At 75.0% G+C, this 18,580-nt stretch carries 20 protein-coding genes and 1 pseudogene; 13 read left to right on the plus strand and 8 right to left on the minus strand.

Annotated features, from left to right (window positions below):
- Positions 1-70 precede the first annotated feature (70 nt).
- Entirely contained in the window at positions 71-670 is a 600-nt protein-coding gene (locus ACWGKU_RS32720) for a GNAT family N-acetyltransferase (RefSeq protein ID WP_401053687.1), read from the plus strand.
- 35 nt (positions 671-705) lie between these two features.
- Here ACWGKU_RS32720 and ACWGKU_RS32725 read toward each other — a convergent pair whose 3' ends face one another.
- Positions 706-1,410 carry a DUF4328 domain-containing protein gene (locus ACWGKU_RS32725; RefSeq protein ID WP_452180268.1) on the minus strand — a complete coding sequence of 235 codons (705 nt, stop codon included), beginning with the start codon at positions 1,408-1,410 and terminating at the stop codon, positions 706-708.
- A 165-nt stretch (positions 1,411-1,575) separates the two neighbouring features.
- Between ACWGKU_RS32725 and ACWGKU_RS32730 the strand changes: the two genes are divergently transcribed.
- The 4 genes from ACWGKU_RS32730 (at position 1,576) to ACWGKU_RS32745 (ending at position 3,428) form a co-directional block, all read left to right on the plus strand.
- On the plus strand, positions 1,576-2,052 hold the full coding sequence (locus ACWGKU_RS32730) for an HAD family hydrolase (RefSeq protein WP_387733130.1): 477 nt from the start codon (positions 1,576-1,578) through the stop codon (positions 2,050-2,052).
- 65 nt (positions 2,053-2,117) lie between these two features.
- Positions 2,118-2,531 (plus strand): hypothetical protein, encoded by a 414-nt coding sequence (locus tag ACWGKU_RS32735; RefSeq protein ID WP_401053035.1) that lies wholly within the window; start codon positions 2,118-2,120, stop codon positions 2,529-2,531.
- A gap of 4 nt (positions 2,532-2,535) precedes the next feature.
- Complete coding sequence (locus ACWGKU_RS32740; protein WP_359899332.1) at positions 2,536-2,832, plus strand: PRC-barrel domain containing protein; 297 nt, start codon at positions 2,536-2,538, stop codon at positions 2,830-2,832.
- An 11-nt stretch (positions 2,833-2,843) separates the two neighbouring features.
- Positions 2,844-3,428, plus strand: coding sequence for a type 1 glutamine amidotransferase domain-containing protein (locus tag ACWGKU_RS32745; protein ID WP_401053038.1), 585 nt, complete (start codon positions 2,844-2,846; stop codon positions 3,426-3,428).
- Between the two features lie 15 nt (positions 3,429-3,443).
- Here the strand turns inward: ACWGKU_RS32745 and ACWGKU_RS32750 are convergent, their stop codons facing one another.
- The 4 genes and pseudogenes from ACWGKU_RS32750 to ACWGKU_RS32765 form a co-directional block, all read right to left on the minus strand.
- Complete coding sequence (locus tag ACWGKU_RS32750; protein ID WP_452180273.1) at positions 3,444-4,298, minus strand: ATP-dependent DNA ligase; 855 nt, start codon at positions 4,296-4,298, stop codon at positions 3,444-3,446.
- A 66-nt stretch (positions 4,299-4,364) separates the two neighbouring features.
- Positions 4,365-5,234, minus strand: a pseudogene (ligD, locus tag ACWGKU_RS32755) (non-homologous end-joining DNA ligase); the annotation flags it as partial.
- A 35-nt stretch (positions 5,235-5,269) separates the two neighbouring features.
- Complete coding sequence (locus ACWGKU_RS32760) at positions 5,270-5,809, minus strand: VOC family protein (RefSeq protein WP_401053040.1); 540 nt, start codon at positions 5,807-5,809, stop codon at positions 5,270-5,272.
- 3 nt (positions 5,810-5,812) lie between these two features.
- Positions 5,813-6,673 (minus strand): helix-turn-helix transcriptional regulator, encoded by an 861-nt coding sequence (locus ACWGKU_RS32765; protein ID WP_452191666.1) that lies wholly within the window; start codon positions 6,671-6,673, stop codon positions 5,813-5,815.
- Positions 6,674-6,933: 260 nt separating this feature from the next.
- On the opposite strand from ACWGKU_RS32765, the gene ACWGKU_RS32770 reads away from it, so the two are divergent.
- Complete coding sequence (locus tag ACWGKU_RS32770) at positions 6,934-7,347, plus strand: CBS domain-containing protein (protein ID WP_401055269.1); 414 nt, start codon at positions 6,934-6,936, stop codon at positions 7,345-7,347.
- 172 nt (positions 7,348-7,519) lie between these two features.
- Here the strand turns inward: ACWGKU_RS32770 and ACWGKU_RS32775 are convergent, their stop codons facing one another.
- Positions 7,520-8,470 carry an AraC family transcriptional regulator gene (locus tag ACWGKU_RS32775; protein ID WP_401055268.1) on the minus strand — a complete coding sequence of 317 codons (951 nt, stop codon included), beginning with the start codon at positions 8,468-8,470 and terminating at the stop codon, positions 7,520-7,522.
- A 182-nt stretch (positions 8,471-8,652) separates the two neighbouring features.
- Here ACWGKU_RS32775 and ACWGKU_RS32780 point away from each other — a divergent pair, with 182 nt between their 5' ends.
- Positions 8,653-9,237 carry a pyridoxamine 5'-phosphate oxidase family protein gene (locus tag ACWGKU_RS32780; RefSeq protein ID WP_380549213.1) on the plus strand — a complete coding sequence of 195 codons (585 nt, stop codon included), beginning with the start codon at positions 8,653-8,655 and terminating at the stop codon, positions 9,235-9,237.
- A 90-nt stretch (positions 9,238-9,327) separates the two neighbouring features.
- Here ACWGKU_RS32780 and ACWGKU_RS32785 read toward each other — a convergent pair whose 3' ends face one another.
- On the minus strand, positions 9,328-9,723 hold the full coding sequence (locus tag ACWGKU_RS32785) for a transglycosylase family protein (RefSeq protein WP_452180267.1): 396 nt from the start codon (positions 9,721-9,723) through the stop codon (positions 9,328-9,330).
- A gap of 482 nt (positions 9,724-10,205) precedes the next feature.
- On the opposite strand from ACWGKU_RS32785, the gene ACWGKU_RS32790 reads away from it, so the two are divergent.
- The 4 genes from ACWGKU_RS32790 to ACWGKU_RS32805 all read left to right on the plus strand — a co-directional run bounded on the left by ACWGKU_RS32790 (position 10,206) and on the right by ACWGKU_RS32805 (position 15,047).
- Complete coding sequence (locus ACWGKU_RS32790; protein WP_452180266.1) at positions 10,206-10,799, plus strand: universal stress protein; 594 nt, start codon at positions 10,206-10,208, stop codon at positions 10,797-10,799.
- A 73-nt stretch (positions 10,800-10,872) separates the two neighbouring features.
- The gene (gene pdxR, locus ACWGKU_RS32795) at positions 10,873-12,327 is read left to right on the plus strand and encodes a MocR-like pyridoxine biosynthesis transcription factor PdxR (RefSeq protein WP_359902701.1); all 1,455 of its coding nucleotides are present in this window, start codon (positions 10,873-10,875) and stop codon (positions 12,325-12,327) included.
- A 160-nt stretch (positions 12,328-12,487) separates the two neighbouring features.
- Positions 12,488-13,003 (plus strand): hypothetical protein, encoded by a 516-nt coding sequence (locus ACWGKU_RS32800; protein WP_401054888.1) that lies wholly within the window; start codon positions 12,488-12,490, stop codon positions 13,001-13,003.
- 637 nt (positions 13,004-13,640) lie between these two features.
- Complete coding sequence (locus ACWGKU_RS32805) at positions 13,641-15,047, plus strand: family 2B encapsulin nanocompartment shell protein (RefSeq protein ID WP_401055190.1); 1,407 nt, start codon at positions 13,641-13,643, stop codon at positions 15,045-15,047.
- A gap of 925 nt (positions 15,048-15,972) precedes the next feature.
- On the opposite strand, the gene ACWGKU_RS32810 is transcribed toward ACWGKU_RS32805, so the two are convergent.
- Positions 15,973-16,761 carry a hypothetical protein gene (locus ACWGKU_RS32810; protein WP_452180265.1) on the minus strand — a complete coding sequence of 263 codons (789 nt, stop codon included), beginning with the start codon at positions 16,759-16,761 and terminating at the stop codon, positions 15,973-15,975.
- 203 nt (positions 16,762-16,964) lie between these two features.
- Here ACWGKU_RS32810 and ACWGKU_RS32815 point away from each other — a divergent pair, with 203 nt between their 5' ends.
- Both ACWGKU_RS32815 and yidD read left to right on the plus strand, forming a co-directional pair.
- Positions 16,965-17,732: a bestrophin-like domain gene (locus ACWGKU_RS32815; protein WP_359902690.1), complete on the plus strand. Its 768-nt coding sequence runs from the start codon at positions 16,965-16,967 to the stop codon at positions 17,730-17,732.
- Between the two features lie 135 nt (positions 17,733-17,867).
- Positions 17,868-18,425: a membrane protein insertion efficiency factor YidD gene (gene yidD, locus ACWGKU_RS32820; RefSeq protein WP_401045832.1), complete on the plus strand. Its 558-nt coding sequence runs from the start codon at positions 17,868-17,870 to the stop codon at positions 18,423-18,425.
- The last annotated feature ends 155 nt before the right edge of the window (positions 18,426-18,580 follow it).

The following is an 18,580-nucleotide window of genomic DNA, read 5'->3' on the forward strand; positions in this document are numbered from 1 at the left end:
GAGCGGCCGCGGGCCCGGGCTCCGGGAAATTCGCTGGCGGGCCCGGGGGCGCCGGGGATAGGAAGACGGGATGACCATCAGCGATCCCGCCACCGACCGGCGGGTCTTCCGCCCCGCCGTCCTCGACCTCGGCGACGCCCTGCTGCGCCCGTTCGGGCACGGCCTCGACGTGCCCGGCGGCATCGTGCCCGCCCTGGTCGCCGCCGCGGCCGACCCGGCCGTCGCCCGCTGGACCCCGCTCAGCGGCTCCGGCCCGGTCGACGCCGAGGCCTACCTCGACCGCTGCGAGGCCCGCTGGGCCGACGGCACCGCGGCCCCCTTCGCCGTCGTCGCCGCCGCTGACGGCCGCCTGTGCGGCAACGCCTACCTGGAGTGGACCAACCGGGACGACGGCGTGGTCATGGTCGGCTACTGGCTGCTCGCCGCCGCCCGCGGCCGGGGCCTGGCCACCCGGGCCGCCACCGCCGCCACCCGCTGGGCGGTGGAGCAGGCCGACGCCCGCCGCATCGAGCTCTACCACGCCGTCGGCAACGAGGACTCCTGCCGGGTCGCGGCGCGGGCCGGCTTCCCGTACGAGGGCACCCTGCGCGCCTCCTACACCTACGGCGGGGGCGTCTACACGGACGAGCACCTGCACGCCCGGCTGGCCTCCGACCCGTTCACGGACTGAGCGCCCCGCCCGCGGGCCCGGCCGACCGAGCGGGCTCAGCCCCGGACGGTGCCGCCGTGGAGCCCGAACGCGGGGGCGGCGGACTCGGTGAAGCGCTCCTCCTGCATGGCGGTCAGCCCGCGGACCACCAGGACGGCGAGGACGGCGGCCACCACCAGCAGCAGGTCGGAGGCGATCAGCCAGCCGACGGCCTGCTGGTAGCCGTCCGCGTACTGCGCCGAGGCCGAGCCGAGGTACTGGGAGCCGACCCGGCCGGTCGCGTTGGAGATCCAGAAGGTGGCCCACCAGAGGTTGAGCAGCGTCTGCGGGAGCTGCGGGCGCACGCCCGAGGCGTCCGGCCGGGCGCCGGCCTGCCAGATGTCGCCCGCGATCTGGCGGGGGAACCAGAGCGCGACCACGGGGGTGAACCAGGCGCCGATCGCCCAGCCGCGCTTGAACCGGTGCCCGCGCGGGTCGAAGACCTCGGCGTTCACCCGGACCCGGTGGAACCAGATGACGAACGTGACCGCGGACGCGACCAGGGCCACCAGCTGGAGGTAGCCGACGTTGTCGTAGAGCTGCGCCGTGTCCATCAGCGCGGAGCCGTCGGACTCGGCGCCGGTGGCGAGATCGCCGGCCTCCCCGTACAGGCGCAGGCCCACGCCGAGCGGGGCGAGGGTCGTGGCGGCGCTCACGGCGAGCAGAACGGTGGCGGCGGTGGCGCTGGCTCTGGGCGAGCGGTACACGGCGGGCGAAGGCATCGGGGATCGGGCTCCTGGACTGGACCAATGTGATGGAGCGACACCCTAGGGCCAAACGATCACCCCTGACCAGCTACTTTTCCGGGCCGTCGAAAGGATTCCGGGGGCCCGGGCGCAGGCTGCGCGCGCGGCGGAGGAGCGACCTAACCTGGAAGGGAGCATTCGGTGCGTCGCCCGCGAACGGAAGCGGTGGTCATGACGGTGGTCTCGGCGGCCCTCTTCGGTACCGACTGGTGGCAGCCCACGCTGCCCGGCGGTGCCGAGTTGCTGCGCGAGTGCGCCGCCCGGGGGTGGACGGTGGTGCTGACCGGCCCCGGTCCCGCCGGGGCTCCGGCGCTCACCGTGGCCGATCCCGGGGGCGATCCGGTGAGAGCCGCGCTGGACCTGGTGGACGGCAGGCCCTGGCACGCCGTGGCCGTCGCCGGGAGCGTGCGCGAGGTACGGGCCGTGCGGCGGGCCGGGGTGCCGTGCGTCGCTCTGACGGCCGGCCGGGACACCGGCCCGGAACTGCGGGCGGCGGGCGCGGCCGAGGTCCACCGCGACGCCGCCGCCCTGTTGGGGGTCCTGGACGACAGCCTGCTCGCCCGCCCCCGGGCCTTCGGGCCCGTCGGCGCCGGAACAGGCGGTGCCCGCAACGGTTAGTGCCGGCCCGTACCGGGCAACCGCCGGGTGCGAGCACGTCACCGGAAGTGTCGGAGGTGACCGAGATGGACGGTCCCGCTTTGAGCGGATGGGAGCGGCGGCTCCTCGAGGAGATCGAGTCCGATCTGCGCCAGGACACACGGCTCGACCGGAAGCTGAGCACGATGGGCGCCAAAGCGCCGAGCCGGGTCCGGCGCGTGCTCCGCGGGGTCGGACGCAGGGTCACGGCGGGGGTGACGCTGACCGCCCTGGTGATGACGGCGATCTGTTTCGGCGTGGGCGCCCGGACACCGGCCACCGCCGTGCTGGTCGCGCTCGGGGTGGTCTGGGCGGCGACGGTGGGGGCCGCGGTCGCCGCCTCCGAACTGCTGCGCCGCCGACGCGAGGCCCGCAGCGGTATCGCACCGGCGGACCCGACGGAGTTCCGGGAACGCCGGGAGCGCCGCGATCGGCGCCCCTGGGACCGGCCGGAGGCGTGACGCCATGACCACCGACCTGTGGGAGTACCGCCCGGGCTCCCATCCCGCCGCCGACCTCGCGCTGGTCGGGTACGAGGTGCACGCCACCGACGGCCCGGTCGGCCGGGTCGAGCAGGACGCCGGCGACCACCTGCTGGTCGACGCCGAGCCCTGGGTGCCGGGCGCCCGGGTGCTCGTCCCGGCCGGACTGGTCGCCCGGCTCGACCACCTCGACCGCGCCGTCCACCTCGACTGCCCGCGCGCCCGGCTCAGCACCGCTCCGCCCGTGGCCGTCGACCTGACCGCCCCGCACCCGGGCTGAGCGACCGCGCCATGGGCTGGCCGTCCACCACGCTCACCGGCCGGACGATCGCGTTCCTGGTCGCGCCGTACGGGGCCGAGCAGGTCGAACTGACCGACCCGTGGCAGGCGGTCGCCGAGTCCGGCGGCACCCCGCGGCTGCTGTCCACCGCCGAGGGGCGGGTCCGGACCGTCCGGCACCACGCCGAGGGCGACACCTTCGCCGTCGACGCGCTGGTCGCCGAGGCCGACCCGGCCGACTACGACGGGCTGGTCCTCCCCGGCGGCGTCGCCAACCCCGACCGGCTGCGCCTGGACCGGTCGGCGGTCGACTTCGTGCACGCCTTCGGCGCCGCCGGCCGGCCGGTCGCGGCGATCTGCCACGCGGCCTGGACACTCATCGAGGCCGACGCCGTACGCGGCCGCACCCTCACCTCCTGGCCCAGCCTGCGCACCGACCTGGTCAACGCCGGTGCGCACTGGGTGGACGAGCCGGTGCACGTCTGCCACGGAGGCCCCGGCACGCTCGTCACCAGCCGCAAGCCCGCCGACCTGCCGCTGTTCGACGACGCCTTCGTGACGGAGTTCGCCCACGCGGCGGCGAAGCGCCGGAAGTGAGCGCACGGTCCGACGTCAGTCGCCCCGGAGGCGGAGGAAGGTCGCGGTGGGCGGGCGGCCGGTGAGGGTGAACTCGGCGCGCAGGGGCGAGGTCAGGGGATGGACCGGGCCGTGCTCGGGGTCGGTATCGGGCGGGCCGAGCAGCGGGCGGACGACCTCGGCGACCTCGCTGGACTGGACCGGGGTGAGCCGCGGGGAGGTCACGAGCACCCGGCCGTCGTCGAGCCGCAGGACCAGCGCGTGCGGGTGGTCGGCCGGGCCGGTGACGGCGCCGACGGTGGCGTCCAGGGTGTCGCCGCGGCGGTACTTGACCCAGACCCGGCCCGCGCCGCGAGGCCGGTACGCGGCGGCGGCGGCCTTGCACACCAGGCCCTCCACCCCGGTGTCGGCGAGCCGCTCCATCCACTCCAGCGCCTCCGCCCGGTCCGTGGTGGCCATGACCGGCCGGATCGGCGGCGGGACGTCGGCGAGGGCGGCGAGCAGCAGCCGACGGCGGTCGGTGAGCGGCAGCCCGCGGACGTCGCGGCCGGGCAGCGCCAGCAGGTCGAAGGCGATCAGGCCGAGAGCCACCTCGGGCGCGGCGGCACGGGCCCGGCGGGTGCGCAGCAGCTCGCCGAAGGCGAACCGGCCGCCGCGCCAGGCGACCAGCTCGGCGTCCAGCACCAGCCCCTCCGGCAGCCGGGCGACGGCGGCGGCGATCAGCGGGAACTCGGGGGCGAGGTCGCGGCCGCTGCGGGACTGGAGGTACGCGGGCCGCCCGCCCCGGGCGAAGGCCACGCAGCGGAAGCCGTCCAGCTTCAGCTCGTACTGCACGCCCCCGCCGCCCAGGCCGTCGGCGGGCGGGACGGCGGTCACGGCGGCCGGGCGCATCACCTCGACGGGCGGGTGCAGCACCTGGTGGGCCGGCGGCCGCGCTCCGGACACCGAGGGCGCACCGGGCAGCGGCCGGGCCCGCTCCGGGTCCAGCAGCGGGGCGAGCAGGTCGCCGTGCGCGGCCAGCCGGTCGGGCACCTCGGCGAGCGTGAAGACCAGATCCCGCTCCTCGGTGGCCCGTTCCAGCTCCGCCCAGGCCAGCGGGGTGGAGACGGTCGGCAGCGGCCGGGCCCGCAGGGTGTACGGCGCGGCGGTGGTCTTCTTGGCGTTGTTCTGCGACCAGTCGACCAGCACCCGGCCCCGGCGCCGGGCCTTGGCCATGGTGTGCACCACCAGCTCCGGGCGCTCGGCCTCCAGGGCGGCGGCCAGCGCCTTCGCGTACCCGGAGACCCGGGCGCTCGGCGTGGGCTCGATCGGGACCAGCAGGTGCAGGCCCTTGGAGCCGGAGGTCTTCACCCAGGCCGCCAGACCGTCCGCCGCGAGCCGCTCCCGCAGCAGCAGGGCGACCGTGCGGCAGGTGAGCACGTCGGCGCCCTCGCCGGGGTCGAGGTCCAGCACCAGCCGGTCGGCGAGGGCGGGCGCGGCCGCGTGCCACTGCGGGACGTGCAGCTCCAGGCAGCCCAGGTTGGCGACCGCCAGCAGCGCCGCGCCGTCCTCCAGCACCACCTGCCGCAGCTCGCCGGTGTTGCTCGGCACGTCGACCGTACGCACCCAGTCCGGGGTGCCGGGCGGCGGGTTCTTGGCGACGAACGCCTCCGCCTCGACGCCGTCCGGGCAGCGGAGGAAGGAGACCGGGCGGTCGCGCAGGTGCGGGAGCAGGGCGGTGTGCACGGCGGCGTAGTAGCGCAGCACCTCGCCCTTGGGCGTGCCGGTGCGCGGGTAGTACACCTTGTCGAGGTGGGAGAGGGCGAGGGTGCGCCCGTCCACCGTCATCTGCGGCACGCTCCGCCTCCGCTGTCTCCGATGCCTCAGGTGCCTCCGCTGTCTCCGGCGCCTCCGGTGGTGCCCCCGCAGCCAGTCTGCCCCGGTTCGGCGGCGGCCGCCCCGAGGGCTCCCGGGGTCCGTCCTCGGACTCCCGTCGTCCGCCCGCCGGGCGGCCGGGGCGCGCCCGGGTAGGTGCCGAAGTACCAGCGGTTGCCCTCCGGGTCGGCGGCGGCGAAGTCCCGCGAGCCGTAGTCGGTTTCGTACAGCCCGGTGGTGATCCGGGCCCCGGCGGCCACCGCGCGGGCGTGCACGGCGTCCGGGTCGGCGGTGACCACGTACGCGGTGAAGCCGCCCGGCCGGCCCGGCCAGGGCTCGGTGCCCTCGGGCGTCCCGCGCTCGGAGCCGAGCATCACGCCGCCGCCCTCGGGCCAGGCGAGTTCGGCGTGTGCGACGACGTCGCCCTCGCCGTAGGTGACGACCTCCTGGAAGCCGAAGGCCTCGACCAGGAAGCGGATCAGGGCCCGGGCGTCGGTGGCGCGCAGGCTGGGCCAGACCTGCGGGGCGGGGGTCTCGGTGGCGTCCATGGCTCACTCCTCGGGAAGCGTGGGTCGTCGTGCCGGTCGTTCCGCCTCCCACTCTGCGGCCGCACCCGGCGCCCCGCCTTGGACGTTTCGGAACTTCGCCTGCTCCGGCCCCTCCGCCGCCAGCCAGGCGCTCGGCGCGGCCCCGGCCAGCGCCCGGAACTCGCGGGCCAGGTGCGCCTGGTCGAAGTACCCGCAGCGCACGGCCAGTTCCGCGAGCCGGGGAGGCGGCTCGGTGGCGGCGAGCAGGCGCCGGGCGCGGTCGAAGCGCATCACCCGGGCGGCCGCTTTCGGGGTCAGCCCGGTCTCCCGGCGGAACCGCTCCTGGAGGTGCCGGGCGCTCCAGCCGGTCTCCCGGGCCAGCTCCGCCACCGGCAGCGCGCCGTGGCTGCGCCGCAGTGCCTGCCAGGCCCGGCCGACCTCGGGCGGCACCCGGCCGGAGGGCCGGGCGGTCCGCAGCAGCGCCCCGTCCAGCACGGCGAACCGTTCCGTCCAGTCGGGGGCGGCCAGCAGCTGCTCCCGTAGCCGCGGGGCGAACCGGCCGAGCACCTCCTCGGCGGGTACGTCGATCCCGGCCAACTCCCCGGCGGGCAGCCCGAACAGCGCCCGGGCGGCGAGCGGGTGCACGGCGATCTGCACGCCGGACTGCGCGCCCTCGTGGGTGATCAGCGCGGGGGTGGTGTGCAGTCCGCCGAGCAGGGTCGGGTAGCTGCCGGGCGGCTGTGCGGGATCGGGGTGCCCGGCGATCACCAGCGGCTCGTCGAGGGTGAGGATGAAGGTCAGGTACGGGGAGGGCAGGCCGCGGTGCACGGCGGGGGCGAGGCCGCGCCGCCGGTAGCCGGAGTACCAGGCCAGGTAGGGGCGCAGCGCCGTGGTGGGCCGGGCCGGACGGCCTCGTCGACCGTCCGCTCGGCGTCCGTGGTCATCCTCCCAGTATCGGCGGTCGGGGCCTCCGGGCGTCGGGCCGGGGTCGCGGGCGGGGGCGGGGTTGCTTATGGTGAGGGCGCGGTCACACCCCTTCCGCTCCGACGGCGGGAGCCCGGGAGCGCCGCCGGGGGGATGCGGGGGGACCAGCGGGGGGAACCACCGACGAAGGAGTCCCCGTGACCACCACTGCCCGAGACATCATGCACACCGGCGCCCAGTGCGTCGGCGCCCACCAGACGCTGGCCGAGGCCGCGCGGATGATGCGCGACAAGAACGTGGGCGCGCTGCCGATCTGCGGCGACGACCAGAAGCTGAAGGGCATCATCACCGACCGCGACATCGTGCTGCGATGTATCGCGGAGGGCAAGGACCCGGCCAAGATGACGGCCATGGAGCTCTCCGGCCACCTGCACTGCGTGCGCGCCGAGGACAGCATGGAGGCGGTGCTGCGCAAGATGGAGCAGCACCAGATCCGGCGCATCCCGGTGATCGACGGCGACCGGCTGGTCGGCATGATCAGCGAGGCCGACCTGGCGATGGGGCACCGCGACGGCCAGCGGCTGACCGATCAGCAGATCATCGAGTTCATGGACAGCGTCTACATGAAGCAGTGACCGGCTGACACCCCGCGTGCCCCGTGCCTGCCCGCCCCCGTGACCGGCCGGTCCCCCGTACCGGCCGGGCTCTTCGAGCGTGCCGGGCGGGGCACCGGTTCGTCTTGTACAAATGCGCACCGTCGGCGATCGCGCACATTCGGAGACCACGCGCCGTGCGCAGGCGTGCGCCTCAGCCTCCGGCGTCCAGGAGGGTGCTGGTCACCCGCCCGGTGACCCGGTCGGTGACCCGGCCGGCGGGCTCGGGCAGGGCGGCGGCGGTGCGCCGGGACGCCAGGAACGCGCTCGGCGAGCGGCCGACCATGGCGCGGAAGGTCCGGTCGAGGTGCGACTGGTCGTAGTAGCCGCAGCGCGTGGCCAGGTCGGCGCCCGTGGTTCGCGCCCCGGCGGGGCGGCGCCCGAAGGGGTGGTCCCCGGCTGTCCGCTCCTCGTGGGCGGTCAGGACGTGGAGGGTGCGCTGGAGCCGGAGGATGCCGGCCGCCTGCTTGGGGGCCAGCCCGAGGTGCTCGCGGAAGCGCAGCTCCAGCCTGCGGCGGCTCCAGCCGGTGCCCTCGACCAGGGCGCCGATCGGCACCAGCCCGTGGGTGTGCCGCAGCTGCCGCCAGACCCAGTGCACGGACGGGTCCCAGTCCGGCCCGTACGCGAACAGCGCACCGAAGTAGCCGTCCAGCATGGCGAACCGGGCCGGCCAGCTCGGGGCGTGGGCCAGCCGGTCGGTCAGCGCCCGCAGCCGCGGGCCCAGCACGTCCCCGGCCTCGGCCCAGTGCCCGCCGAGCTCGCCGGCCAGCGGACCGAACGCCCGGAAGGCGCCCTGCGGAGTGAGCGAGACGGCCAAACCGTGCAGCACGCCCGCGTGTTCGGCGATCGTCGCGGTGCGGCGCAGCCCGGCCGCGACCGAGCCGAAGGCGGTGGCGGGCGCGGGCGAGACGGCGTCGGTGAGGCTCATCGTGCCTTCGAAGGCGAGGGCCACGGTGACCACGTCCGTCGGCACCTCCAGCCGTCGGAGCGGCTGGCGCAGGGCCAGCCGGTAGCCGCGGTAGCCGAGGACGTACGGGCGCAGCGGCGCGGCGGGGGTGCCGAGGACCGTCCCGGGCGCGGTGGTGGGGAGGGTGCTCCGGGTCATCGCAACTCCCGTGCTCGGCCTGGCGGGTGGCAGGTACCCGAACCATCGTAGGCGCCGCCGGGCGGCCTTGGAGGGCGCGGACGGCGGTCGGTCGGCTTCGGACGGCCCGGGCCGCCCGAAAGGCCGTCTCAGGGGTCGGAACCTCCTTTCCCACCAGTCGGGATGCGGGCACACTTGCGCCCATGGGAAAGCAGTACGAACGCATCGACGGCCGGCTGCGCGGTTTCATCGAGCGCCAGCCGGTCTACTTCGTCGCCACCGCCCCGCTGGCCGCCGACGGGCATGTCAACCTCTCGCCCAAGGGCCGCGCCGGGACGCTCGTGGTGATCGACGAACTCACCCTCGCCTATCTGGACTTCGGCGGCTCACAGGCCGAGACCGTCGCCCACCTGCGGGAGAACGGCCGGATCACCCTGATGTGGTGCGCCTTCGAGGGCCCGCCGACCGTGGTGCGGGTGCACGGGCGCGGCGAGCCGGTCTTCCGGGACGACCCGCGGTTCGCAGGACTGCTGCGCCACTTCGACCCGGCCGCGGACGGCTCCGGTCTGCGGGCGATCGTGCTGGTCGAGGCCGAGCGGGTCAGCGACTCCTGCGGGTACGCGGTGCCGTTCATGGACTACCGCGCCGACCGCGACCTGCACGCCCAGTACTTCGACCGCAAGGACGAGGAGGAGTTCGGCGCCTACTGCGAGCGCAAGCCACTGGTCGGCACCAGCATCGACGGCCTGCCGGCCGTCCCGCTGCCGCTCCCGCCCCGGCCGTCCTGACCGGCAGGGCTGCCCCGATCTCGCGGGCCCCGGGCACGACGAGGCCGCCGCACCCCGGGGGGGGGTGCGGCGGCCTCGTGGCGTGCGGTCCTACTTGGTCAGACCGGCCTTGGCGGAGCAGACCGGCCAGGCGCCGGGGCCCTGGGCGGCGAGCACCTTCTCGCCGACGGCGATCTGCTGCGCCTTGGTGGCCTGGTGGGCCTGCGGGGCGTAGGCGGTACCACCGAAGGCGGCCCAGGTGCTGGAGGTGAACTGCAGCCCGCCGTAGAAGCCGTTGCCGGAGTTGACGGCCCAGTTGCCGGTCGCCTCACAGGCGACGACCTTGTCCCAGACCGTGGCCGGCGCGGCGGAGGCGCTGGTGGCCGCGACGAGGCCGGCCGCGGGCAGGGCGGTGAGCGCCCCGGCCATCAGAGCCATCCGGACGCGGTTGCGGCGCTTCGGGGTGGCGGTGGTGGCGGCAGCGGCGGTCTCGTTGCGGAAGGTCATGGAGTTCCTTTCGGAGGGTTCGCGAGCGCGCGGAACCAGACCCTCGGAAGGCCGTCGGTTTCGGGGACACGTCACTCGCGTGGTTCTGCACCGTCCTGCCCGGGGGCGGTTGGCCCGGCCGGAGCGGATCGCTCGGTGCAACGGGTTCGAAGTTACGGGGGTGGTCGTGGCGGTTTCAAGGATTCGAAGGTTTAGCCATGTCAGAAGGCTGTTACCGGGCGTAAGGATCAAGGAATTGTGGCGATTTCGCCCGATTTACCCCTATTTCCAAGATCAAATAGCCCGGGGAAGTGGCCCGCGCCACTCCGGACCCCCCACGGAACCGCTGTGAGGCCGCCCACACGGTCGACAGCGCGTGACGGTCGGCCAGCCGCCGGTGCCGGATTCGGCGCCCCGGCCACCGCCCCGGGTGGCCCGGGCCACAGCCCTCACCCGGAGAGCCCGCCGCCGTCACTCCCGGTGGCGGGCATAGCCTCATTTCCATGAGCAACGAGAGCGATGCAGCGGACACGGCGGACGCGGGAGAGGCGGCCGCCGGTACGGGTGGGGCGGCGGACGCCGGCGCGCGAGGGGGCGCCGCGGCCGGGGTGCCGACCGGCGCCCCGGGGCACGAGGCCGCGGCCGCACCCGCCGGCTTCGAGCTGGGCACCGACGGCCCCGGCGTGATCCTGGCCGGCCTGGACGGCTCCGACTCCTCCTGGCGCGCCACCGCCTACGCCGCCGGACTGGCCCGCCGGCAGGGCGCCGTCCTCGCGGTGGCGTACATCCAGCCGATCCTCGGCGCCGCGACCGCCCTGGCCGGGGCCGCGGTGGAGGAGACCACCCAGGAGATCGCCGAGGAACTGCTGGCCGCGCTGCGCGAGGCCGAGCACCGGGTGCGCGAGGTGTGGAAGGTGGAGTGGCGCTTCCTGACCATGCGCGGCGACCCGTACGGCGGCCTCGCCAAGCTCGCGGACGAGCTGCGCGCCGACGCCGTGGTGGTCGGCGTCTCCGAGCAGGCGGGGCACAAGGTGATCGGCTCGGTGGCCGTCCGGCTGGTCAAGGCCGGCCGCTGGCCGGTCACCGTCGTGCCGTAGGGCGATCGCCCCGGCCCGCGGCCGGGCAGCCGCCCGAGGAGGGCCGGGGCGGCGGCCGGTAGGGTGCGTGACCATGACGGACACGCGGGGCACGCACCCCTCCGAGCCCGCCCACTCGACCGGCAACGACCTGCACCTCGACCTCCCCGCCACCGGGGGTCGGCGCGCCGCGCTGATGGCGGCGCTGCGCGAGGCGATCCGCAGCGGCAGACTGGCCCCCGGCACCCGGCTGCCGCCCTACCGCGCCCTCGCCACCGACCTCGGCCTGGCCCGCAACACCGCCGCCGAGGCCTACGCCGAACTCGTGGCCGAGGGCTGGCTGACCGCCCGCCAGGGCTCCGGGACCACCGTGGCCGAACGCGCCGAGCCCGTCCCGCGCACCCGGGCCCGCCGGCCCGTCCGCCGCCCCGGTCCCACCCACGACCTGCGGCAGGGGCAGCCCGACGCCGCCTCCTTTCCGCGCACCGCCTGGCTCGCCGCCGCCCGCCGGGCCCTCACCGGCGCCCCCAACGAGGCCTTCGGGCCCGGCGATCCCCAGGGCCGGCGCGAGCTGCGCACCGTCCTCGCCGACTACCTCGCCCGCGCGCGGGGGGTGCGCACCGACCCCGACCGGATCGTGGTCTGCTCCGGCTTCGCCCACGCGCTGCGGCTGCTCTTCGACGGCGCCGCACCCGTCCTGCCGCCCGCCGAGCACGGCCCGCTGGCTGTCGAGGCGTACGGGCTGGGCTTCCACCGCGGGCTGCTGGCCGCCGCGGGCGTTGCCACCGTTCCGCTGTCGATCGACGAACTGGGCGCCCGGACAGGTGAGTTGGCCCGGTATCCGGAGGTCCGGACGGCCCTGCTCACCCCCGCCCACCAGTTCCCGACCGGCGGCCCGCTGCACCCGGGCCGCCGCGCGGCCGTGGTCGACTGGGCACGCGGGCGCGGCGGGCTGCTCCTGGAGGACGACTACGACGGGGAGTTCCGGTACGACCGCCAGCCGGTCGGCGCCCTCCAGGGGCTCGACCCCGAACGAGTGGTCTACCTCGGCAGCGCCAGCAAGAGCCTGACCCCCGCGCTGCGGCTCGGCTGGATGGTGCTGCCCGACCACCTGGTGGACCGGGTGCTCGCCGCCAAGGGCGAACGCGAGGGCTGGGCCAGCGCCCTGGACCAGCTCACGCTCGCCGATTTCATCGACTCCGGCGGCTACGACCGGCACGTGCGTCGGATGCGCCGCCGCTACCGGGACCGCCGCGACCAGCTGGTGGCCGCACTGGCCGCCCGCGCTCCGCACATCGAGGTCTCCGGCATCGCGGCCGGCCTGCACGCGGTGCTGCGACTGGAGCCGGGCACCGAGCGCTCGGTGCTCAAGGCCGCCGCCTACCGGGGCCTGGCCGTCGAGGGGCTCGCCGACTACCGCCACCCGGCGATCGGCGAGGAGGCGATGCCCGCCGTCGACGGACTGGTGGTCGGCTACGCCACGCCGCCGGACCACGCCTACCCGGCGGCGCTCGGCGCGCTCTGCGACATCCTGCCGCCCTGCGGGTGACGGGGCAGGGGAGGAGCGGCGAAGCATAGGGCCCCGGGCACGCCCGTGGGGGCGGAACGCGGGCGGCGGGTGCGCGGTGTCCGTTCGCCGCTCCTGCGTCGGTACGGACCGGGGCCGAGGAATGCAACCCGGGCGGAGGCGAGGCCTACGCTCCTTGGTCATGCGCAGAACACATCCGAGTCGCGCCGCGCTCGCCGCGTGTCCGGCCCTCGTCGTCGGTCTGCTCCTCGCCGCCGCCCCCGCCGCCCGGGCCGACACCCAGCTGCCCCTCACGGCCGTCTCCGACAAGCAGACGACCGTCCGGGGCGGCGAGTTCACGCTCTCCCTGACGCTGACCAACCCGTACGACACCCCGATCCAGTTCGTCTACCAGAGTGTCCAGGAGACCTACGCCACCAGTCTGGAGAACGGGCTCAAGTTCACCGCGACCGCCTGCGGCACCCAGACCAACGGGTGCAGTGACAACGTCCACGGCGGCATCGCCCGCTACAGCGTTCCACTCGCCCCGGGCGCCAGCAGCGCCTTCACGGTGACGTACGCCGTCGCCCCGGATTCGGCCTGCGGCCCGGAGACCCGGATCGACTTCTACTCCTACCTGTACTACGAGTACAACGGCGGTGAGACCAACAACTCGGGGATCATCGGCATCCCCGGTACCCAGGTCGCCTGCGCCTGACCCGGCGGGACCGTCGGCGTCGTCGGCAGCCCGTCGCGGGCGCCCGGGCCTCCCCGGTGCGGACCCCGCCCTGCGCGACCCCCTGTTCACCCGTCAGGTGCCGGCTTCCCCCGTGCCGGCACCTGACGGGCCCTTCGCGTTCCCGGAGACCTTCGCGTCCCCGGGGCCGTCGCGTTGTCGGGGCGGTTCGCGCGCTCCGCGGCCGATGGCCGGGGCCCGGGTGCGGCGGCGCTCCGGGGTCCGCACCCGGGGTCCGCGCCGACGCCGGGACGGTACGCCGGGTTGACGTCCGGCGATGGCCTCCGGGCCGTTCGGCAGGGCCCGGGCCGGTGCTGGAATGCCTTTGGCGGCACGGGGACCGCAGGGGCGAACGGATGTTCCCGGAGTTTATGTGACTGTGGGGGCGGACCGGGTGAGATTCACCCTATCGGGGGGTAGTGGGCCTCCGTGCGGGCCCGGTCGGGTCCTGGTGATCTAGGGTTCCGGATGGGCCGCCCGGAGATGGCGGCCGCCTTTCGCGTGAAACACCAACGCCCCCACCAGTAGGCGGATCTGATGATCCGTCATGGCATGCGCCAGGACGGGCCGGTGTGCCCCTGGACGCGTGACCCGATCACAGGAATGGAGATCCCTGCCGATGACCGTGGACACGAGCCCGGAGGCAGTGCAGGCCAAGCAGCAGAGCCTCGCGACAGCCGCTGCCCGGAACCTTGCCACCACGACCAAGTCCGCACCGCAGATGCAGGAGATCACCTCCCGCTGGCTGCTCAAGGTGCTTCCCTGGGTCCAGGCGGCCGGTGGCGCCTACCGCGTCAACCGCCGGCTCACCTACGCCGTCGGCAACGGGGTGGTGGAGTTCATCAAGACCGGCTCCCAGGTCCGGGTGATCCCGGCGGAGCTGGGCGAGCTGGCGCTGCTGCGCGGCTACGAGGAGGAGGACGTCCTCACCGCCCTGGCCGACCGCTGCCAGCAGCGGGACTTCGGCCCCGGCGAGGTGCTCGCCACCCAGGGGGACGCCGCCGACAAGATCTTCCTGATCGCGCACGGCAAGGTCAACAAGATCGGCACCGGCAAGTACGGCGACGACATCGTGGTCGGCGTGGCCGGCGACGGCGACCGCTTCGGCGAGGACGCGCTGCTGAACCCGGACGCCACCTGGGAGTTCACCGCCAAGACCGCCACCGCCGGTGTCGCCCTGACGCTGACCCGGGCGGACTTCGCCGCCATCCGGGACAACGCCCCCAGCCTCCAGGAGCACCTCCAGGCCTTCCTGGCCCTGCCGCTCCAGGCGCAGAACGAGCGCGGCGAGGCCGAGATCGCCATGTCGGCCGGCCACCGCGGCGAGTTCGAGCTGCCCGGCGCCTTCGTGGACTACGAGCTCAAGCCCCGTGAGTACGAGCTGAGCGTCGCGCAGACCGTCCTGAAGGTCCACACCCGCGTCGCGGACCTGTACAACCAGCCGATGAACCAGACCGAGCACCAGCTGCGGCTGACGATCGAGGCCCTGCGCGAGCGCCAGGAGCACGAGATCGTCAACAACCCGGAGTTCGGCCTGCTCAACAACGCCGACTTCGACCAGCGCATCCAGACCCACTCCGGCCCGCCCACCCCGGACGACCTGGACGAGCTGCTCAACCGTCGCCGTGACCCCGACTACCTGCTCGCCCACCCGCGGACCATCGCCGCGATCGGCCGGGAGTTCAACGCCCGTGGGCTGTACCCCACCCACGTCGACCTCGGCGGGCAGCAGGTGCCGGCCTGGCGCGGGGTGCCGATCCTGCCGTGCAACAAGATCCCGGTCACCAAGGAGAACACCAGCTCGATCCTGGTGATCCGTACCGGTGAGGACAACCAGGGCGTCATCGGCCTGCACCAGACCGGCATCCCGGACGAGTACCAGCCGTCGCTGTCGGTCCGCTTCATGGGCATCGACGAGAAGGCGATCATCTCGTACCTGGTCAGCGCCTACTACTCGACCGCCATCCTGGTGCCGGACGCGGTCGGCGTGCTGGAGAACGTGGAGATCGCGCACCGCCGCGGCTGAGCGCACGGAACAGTGGGCGCGGGCCGTAACCGGCCGGCTCGAAGATCGTTTGACCTGATGACGGACGGCCCGCCCCCCGAAGGCGGGCCGTCCGCCTGGCCATGTCTGATCACTTCTGGTCGTACCCGATGGAATGTCCATCAGGAATGCGACCGTATCTGATCTTTCTCCCCGTCTTGACCGTTCCGCCCATTCCCCTGAGGTCGGTCGGCCCGAGCCGTTCCGTCCTCCCCGGACGACCCGAGAGGTGTGTGGAGCCCATGCCCCAGCGTCGGCAGATCCGCCGGATACCGCCCGGCGGCGGTGGGGGCGCGGCGCCCGGGCGACGGGTGCGGCTGATCGGCGCGGCGGCCTGCGTGGTCGCGGTCTGCGCGCTGGTCGGCGGAGCGACCGCCTCCGGCGCGGGGCAGTCCGGCCGGCCCCCGCGCGGTCCGGCGGTGGACGTCTGCGTGTGCGACGAGACCGACGTGTCGCTGTCGGTACGGCCGGGCGGGCAGGTGGCCGTCGGCGTGGACGTGGACGTGGACGTCCAGGTCGGAGTCGGCGTCGCGCCGGGCGCCGGTGGTCCGGGGCACCACGGGCCCAAGCCGCCGCACGGGCACCACCCCTGCCACCCGCCCAAACCCGGCCCCAAGCCCACCTCGAAGCCCAGCCCGAAGCCGACTTCGAAGCCCACCGCGCCGCCCTTCTCCCTGCCGCCCACGACCGCGCTTCCCACCCCCTCGATGCCCTTCCCGTCGACGCCCTTCTCCTCGCCCCCGCGCCCGACGGGGTTGCGCAGCGAGCCCGGGCGGCCGGTCGAGGGGCAGGCCGGGCCCGGGCAGGTCGGGCCGGGCCACGGCGGTGACGACCACGAGGACGACTGGTGGGGGGACGACTGGCCCGACGACGACTGGTGGGGGGACCACGGCTGGCACCACCACCATCACCACCCGCATCCCTGCCCCAGCCCGACGCCCACCCCCACGCCGACTCGTACGCCGACCCCGACAGCCACGCTGACGCGTACGCCCACCCCCACGCCCACGCCCACGCGTACGCCGACCCCGAGTCCCACGCCGACTCCCACGCCGACAACGTCGCCCACGCCGACTCCCACGCCCACGCCGACGCCGTCGCCCACGCCGACGCCGTCGCCCACGCCGACGCCGACGCCGACACCCACTCCCACGCCGACGCCGAGCCCTACGCCGACCCCGACTCCTACGCCGTCGCCGAGCCCCAGTGCGACTCCGAGCCCGAGTCCATCGCCGAGCCCGAGCCCGAGCCCGAGTTCGACGCCCAGCCCGAGTCCGGCCCCCACGCCGTCACCGACCGTGCCCACGCCGACCCCGTCGTCGCCCGGTCCGACTCCGGACCCCACCCCGGCGCCCGCGTCACCCGCGCCCCCGGCGTCGCCGGCCCCCGCACCGCCGTCGGTCCCCGCGCCGCCACCCGCCCCGGCGCCGGCTCCGCCCGCCCCCGCGCCCGCTGTGCCCGTTCCGGACCCCGTGGCCCCCGTGCCGGCGGCCCCGAGCGCGGTCGCGCCCAGCCCCGCGGCCTCGCCGAGCGCGGTCGCGCCCAGCCCCGCGGCCTCGCCGAGCGCGGTGCGTCCGAGCCCGCTGTGGCCGACCCCGTCGGCTCGACCGGTGTTCCACGCCCCGGCGACGAAGCCCGCGCCCATGGCCCGGCACCACCAGGGCATCTCGATGACCACCACGATGCTGATGATCATGGTTCCTGCCGTGATCGCGGCGGCTGCCCTGCGGCCGGGTCGCGGTGGCCGAGGACGCGGTGGCCGCTCGGGTCCGTCCTGACCGTCTCCCGGCGGTCCGTCGACCGGTTTCCGGTCGGCGGCGGCCCCGCCCCTGCGGCCCGGGGTCGCCCCCCTGAACCGTTTCCTTTCCGTCACAAGCCAAGCCAGAGAAGGGAGTTCCCATGTCCGAGTGGGTGGCGTTGATCATCGCCATGGCGTCGGCCTGTGCCGTCGTCGTGGCGGTGGTGGTGCTCAGGCAGCGCCGACCGATCGAGGAGAGCACCGACGAGACCCCGGACGTCATCGAGTACATCACGATGATGATCGGGGTGGTCTACGCGATCGTCCTCGGCCTCGCCATCGCGGGTGTCTGGGAGGCGCGCGGCGCCGCACAGGACGACCTGTTCCGCGAGGCGCAGTCGCTGCGCGAGGTGAGCGACCGCGCGGTGATCTACCCGGTGGAGTTCCGGGACCAGGTCCGGGCCGACGTGGACGCCTACGTCTCGTACGTCGTGAACACCGAGTGGGACTACATGAAGGAGAACGGGGCGATCACCGAGAAGGGCGACCAGCTGCTCCAGAAGCTCCAGAACGACGTCGCCACCCGGGCGCCCGCCTCCGACCTGGAGTCGCAGTCCTACCAGCCGATCATGGACCGGGTCAGCGAGGCATCGGAGGCCCGCAATTCGCGCGGGCAGAACGCCGGGCCGACGATGCCCGGGGTGGTCTGGCTCGGTCTGATCGGCGGTGCGGTGGTGACCGTCGGCATGCTGTTCGCGCTGCAGATCCGGCGCACGCCGCGGGAGTTGACCCTGGCGCTCTGCTTCAGCGTGCTGATCGCCTTCCTGCTGTTCATGATCTGGGACTTCGACAATCCGTTCTCCCGGAGCGTGTCGGTGACCACCCAGCCGTTCGAGGACCTCTTCCCCTCGCTCAACCTCGGCGGCTGAGCGGGCGGAATCCGCTCGGTGTCGGCTCGGTGTCGGCTCGGCCTCCGCCCGGGATCCGGCCAGGTGATCTTCGGATAATCTGGCCCGGATTGTCGGGGGCCGGCCCCGGCGGAAGGAACAAGGGGATTCTCAGCAGTGTCCGACCCGACGCCGGATCTCGGCGCCCACTACCCGCCGGCCCGCCCGGAGCGCGCCTGGTTGTGGCTGCCCGCCTCGGAACGGCTCCGGCGGAAGAAGCAGCGCCGGATGTGGGAGGAGTACCGGAAGCGCTACCGCCCGGAGGACGAGGCCAAGGCCCGGCGGCGCAAGCACCTCCGGGACGAGGGTACGGACTGCTGCCTCGACGGCTGCTGCGAGTTCGCCGACCCCTGCCTGATCGCCCTGATCCCGGTGATGATGGTCTCCGGCGTCCGGTTCGCCCTCACCGGCGCGCGCGGACGCCGGACGGCCGACCCGTCAGCCCCCGCCCCGCGCGGGTTCGCGGCCGGAGTGCTGTACGGCGCGGTGCGCCACTACCGCACCGAGGTCAGCCCCCGGCGTCCGGCCTGCTGCCCGTACACGCCGTCCTGCTCGACCTACGCGGTGCAGGCACTGCACCGGCACGGCGCGCTGCGCGGGGCCCGGCTGACGGCCGGACGGCTGCTGCGCTGCCGCCCGGGCGCCGGCGGGACGGACCCGGTGCCGCCGCGCTGAGCCGCGTCGACTCTCGGGCGGTCGAGGCACGGAGGCACGGACGGGGCGCGCCGGGGTTGCGGCCCGGCCGCCCCCCAAGCACCCAAACGGCCATAGCCGCCCGACCGGCCGCCCCCGCAGCTCGGCCACCAGGTTAGCGTCGAGACCGCGGCGGC

This window comes from Kitasatospora sp. NPDC054768 (assembly GCF_053612025.1).

Bases quoted from the DNA above. Each gene is read 5' to 3' on its own strand.
- ACWGKU_RS32810 (WP_452180265.1), bottom strand. From the start codon at position 16,761: ATGATCATCAGCATCGTGGTGGTCATCGAGATGCCCTGGTGGTGCCGG.
- ACWGKU_RS32800 (WP_401054888.1), top strand. From the start codon at position 12,488: ATGCGCAGAACACATCCGAGTCGCGCCGCGCTCGCCGCGTGTCCGGCC.
- ACWGKU_RS32780 (WP_380549213.1), top strand. From the start codon at position 8,653: ATGGGAAAGCAGTACGAACGCATCGACGGCCGGCTGCGCGGTTTCATC.
- ACWGKU_RS32805 (WP_401055190.1), top strand. From the start codon at position 13,641: ATGACCGTGGACACGAGCCCGGAGGCAGTGCAGGCCAAGCAGCAGAGC.
- ACWGKU_RS32760 (WP_401053040.1), bottom strand. From the start codon at position 5,809: ATGGACGCCACCGAGACCCCCGCCCCGCAGGTCTGGCCCAGCCTGCGC.
- ACWGKU_RS32775 (WP_401055268.1), bottom strand. From the start codon at position 8,470: ATGACCCGGAGCACCCTCCCCACCACCGCGCCCGGGACGGTCCTCGGC.
- ACWGKU_RS32770 (WP_401055269.1), top strand. From the start codon at position 6,934: ATGCACACCGGCGCCCAGTGCGTCGGCGCCCACCAGACGCTGGCCGAG.
- ACWGKU_RS32720 (WP_401053687.1), top strand. From the start codon at position 71: ATGACCATCAGCGATCCCGCCACCGACCGGCGGGTCTTCCGCCCCGCC.
- ACWGKU_RS32790 (WP_452180266.1), top strand. From the start codon at position 10,206: ATGAGCAACGAGAGCGATGCAGCGGACACGGCGGACGCGGGAGAGGCG.
- ACWGKU_RS32745 (WP_401053038.1), top strand. From the start codon at position 2,844: ATGGGCTGGCCGTCCACCACGCTCACCGGCCGGACGATCGCGTTCCTG.
- ACWGKU_RS32785 (WP_452180267.1), bottom strand. From the start codon at position 9,723: ATGACCTTCCGCAACGAGACCGCCGCTGCCGCCACCACCGCCACCCCG.
- ACWGKU_RS32740 (WP_359899332.1), top strand. From the start codon at position 2,536: ATGACCACCGACCTGTGGGAGTACCGCCCGGGCTCCCATCCCGCCGCC.
- ACWGKU_RS32815 (WP_359902690.1), top strand. From the start codon at position 16,965: ATGTCCGAGTGGGTGGCGTTGATCATCGCCATGGCGTCGGCCTGTGCC.
- ACWGKU_RS32735 (WP_401053035.1), top strand. From the start codon at position 2,118: ATGGACGGTCCCGCTTTGAGCGGATGGGAGCGGCGGCTCCTCGAGGAG.
- ACWGKU_RS32725 (WP_452180268.1), bottom strand. From the start codon at position 1,410: ATGCCTTCGCCCGCCGTGTACCGCTCGCCCAGAGCCAGCGCCACCGCC.
- pdxR (WP_359902701.1), top strand. From the start codon at position 10,873: ATGACGGACACGCGGGGCACGCACCCCTCCGAGCCCGCCCACTCGACC.
- ACWGKU_RS32750 (WP_452180273.1), bottom strand. From the start codon at position 4,298: ATGCGCCCGGCCGCCGTGACCGCCGTCCCGCCCGCCGACGGCCTGGGC.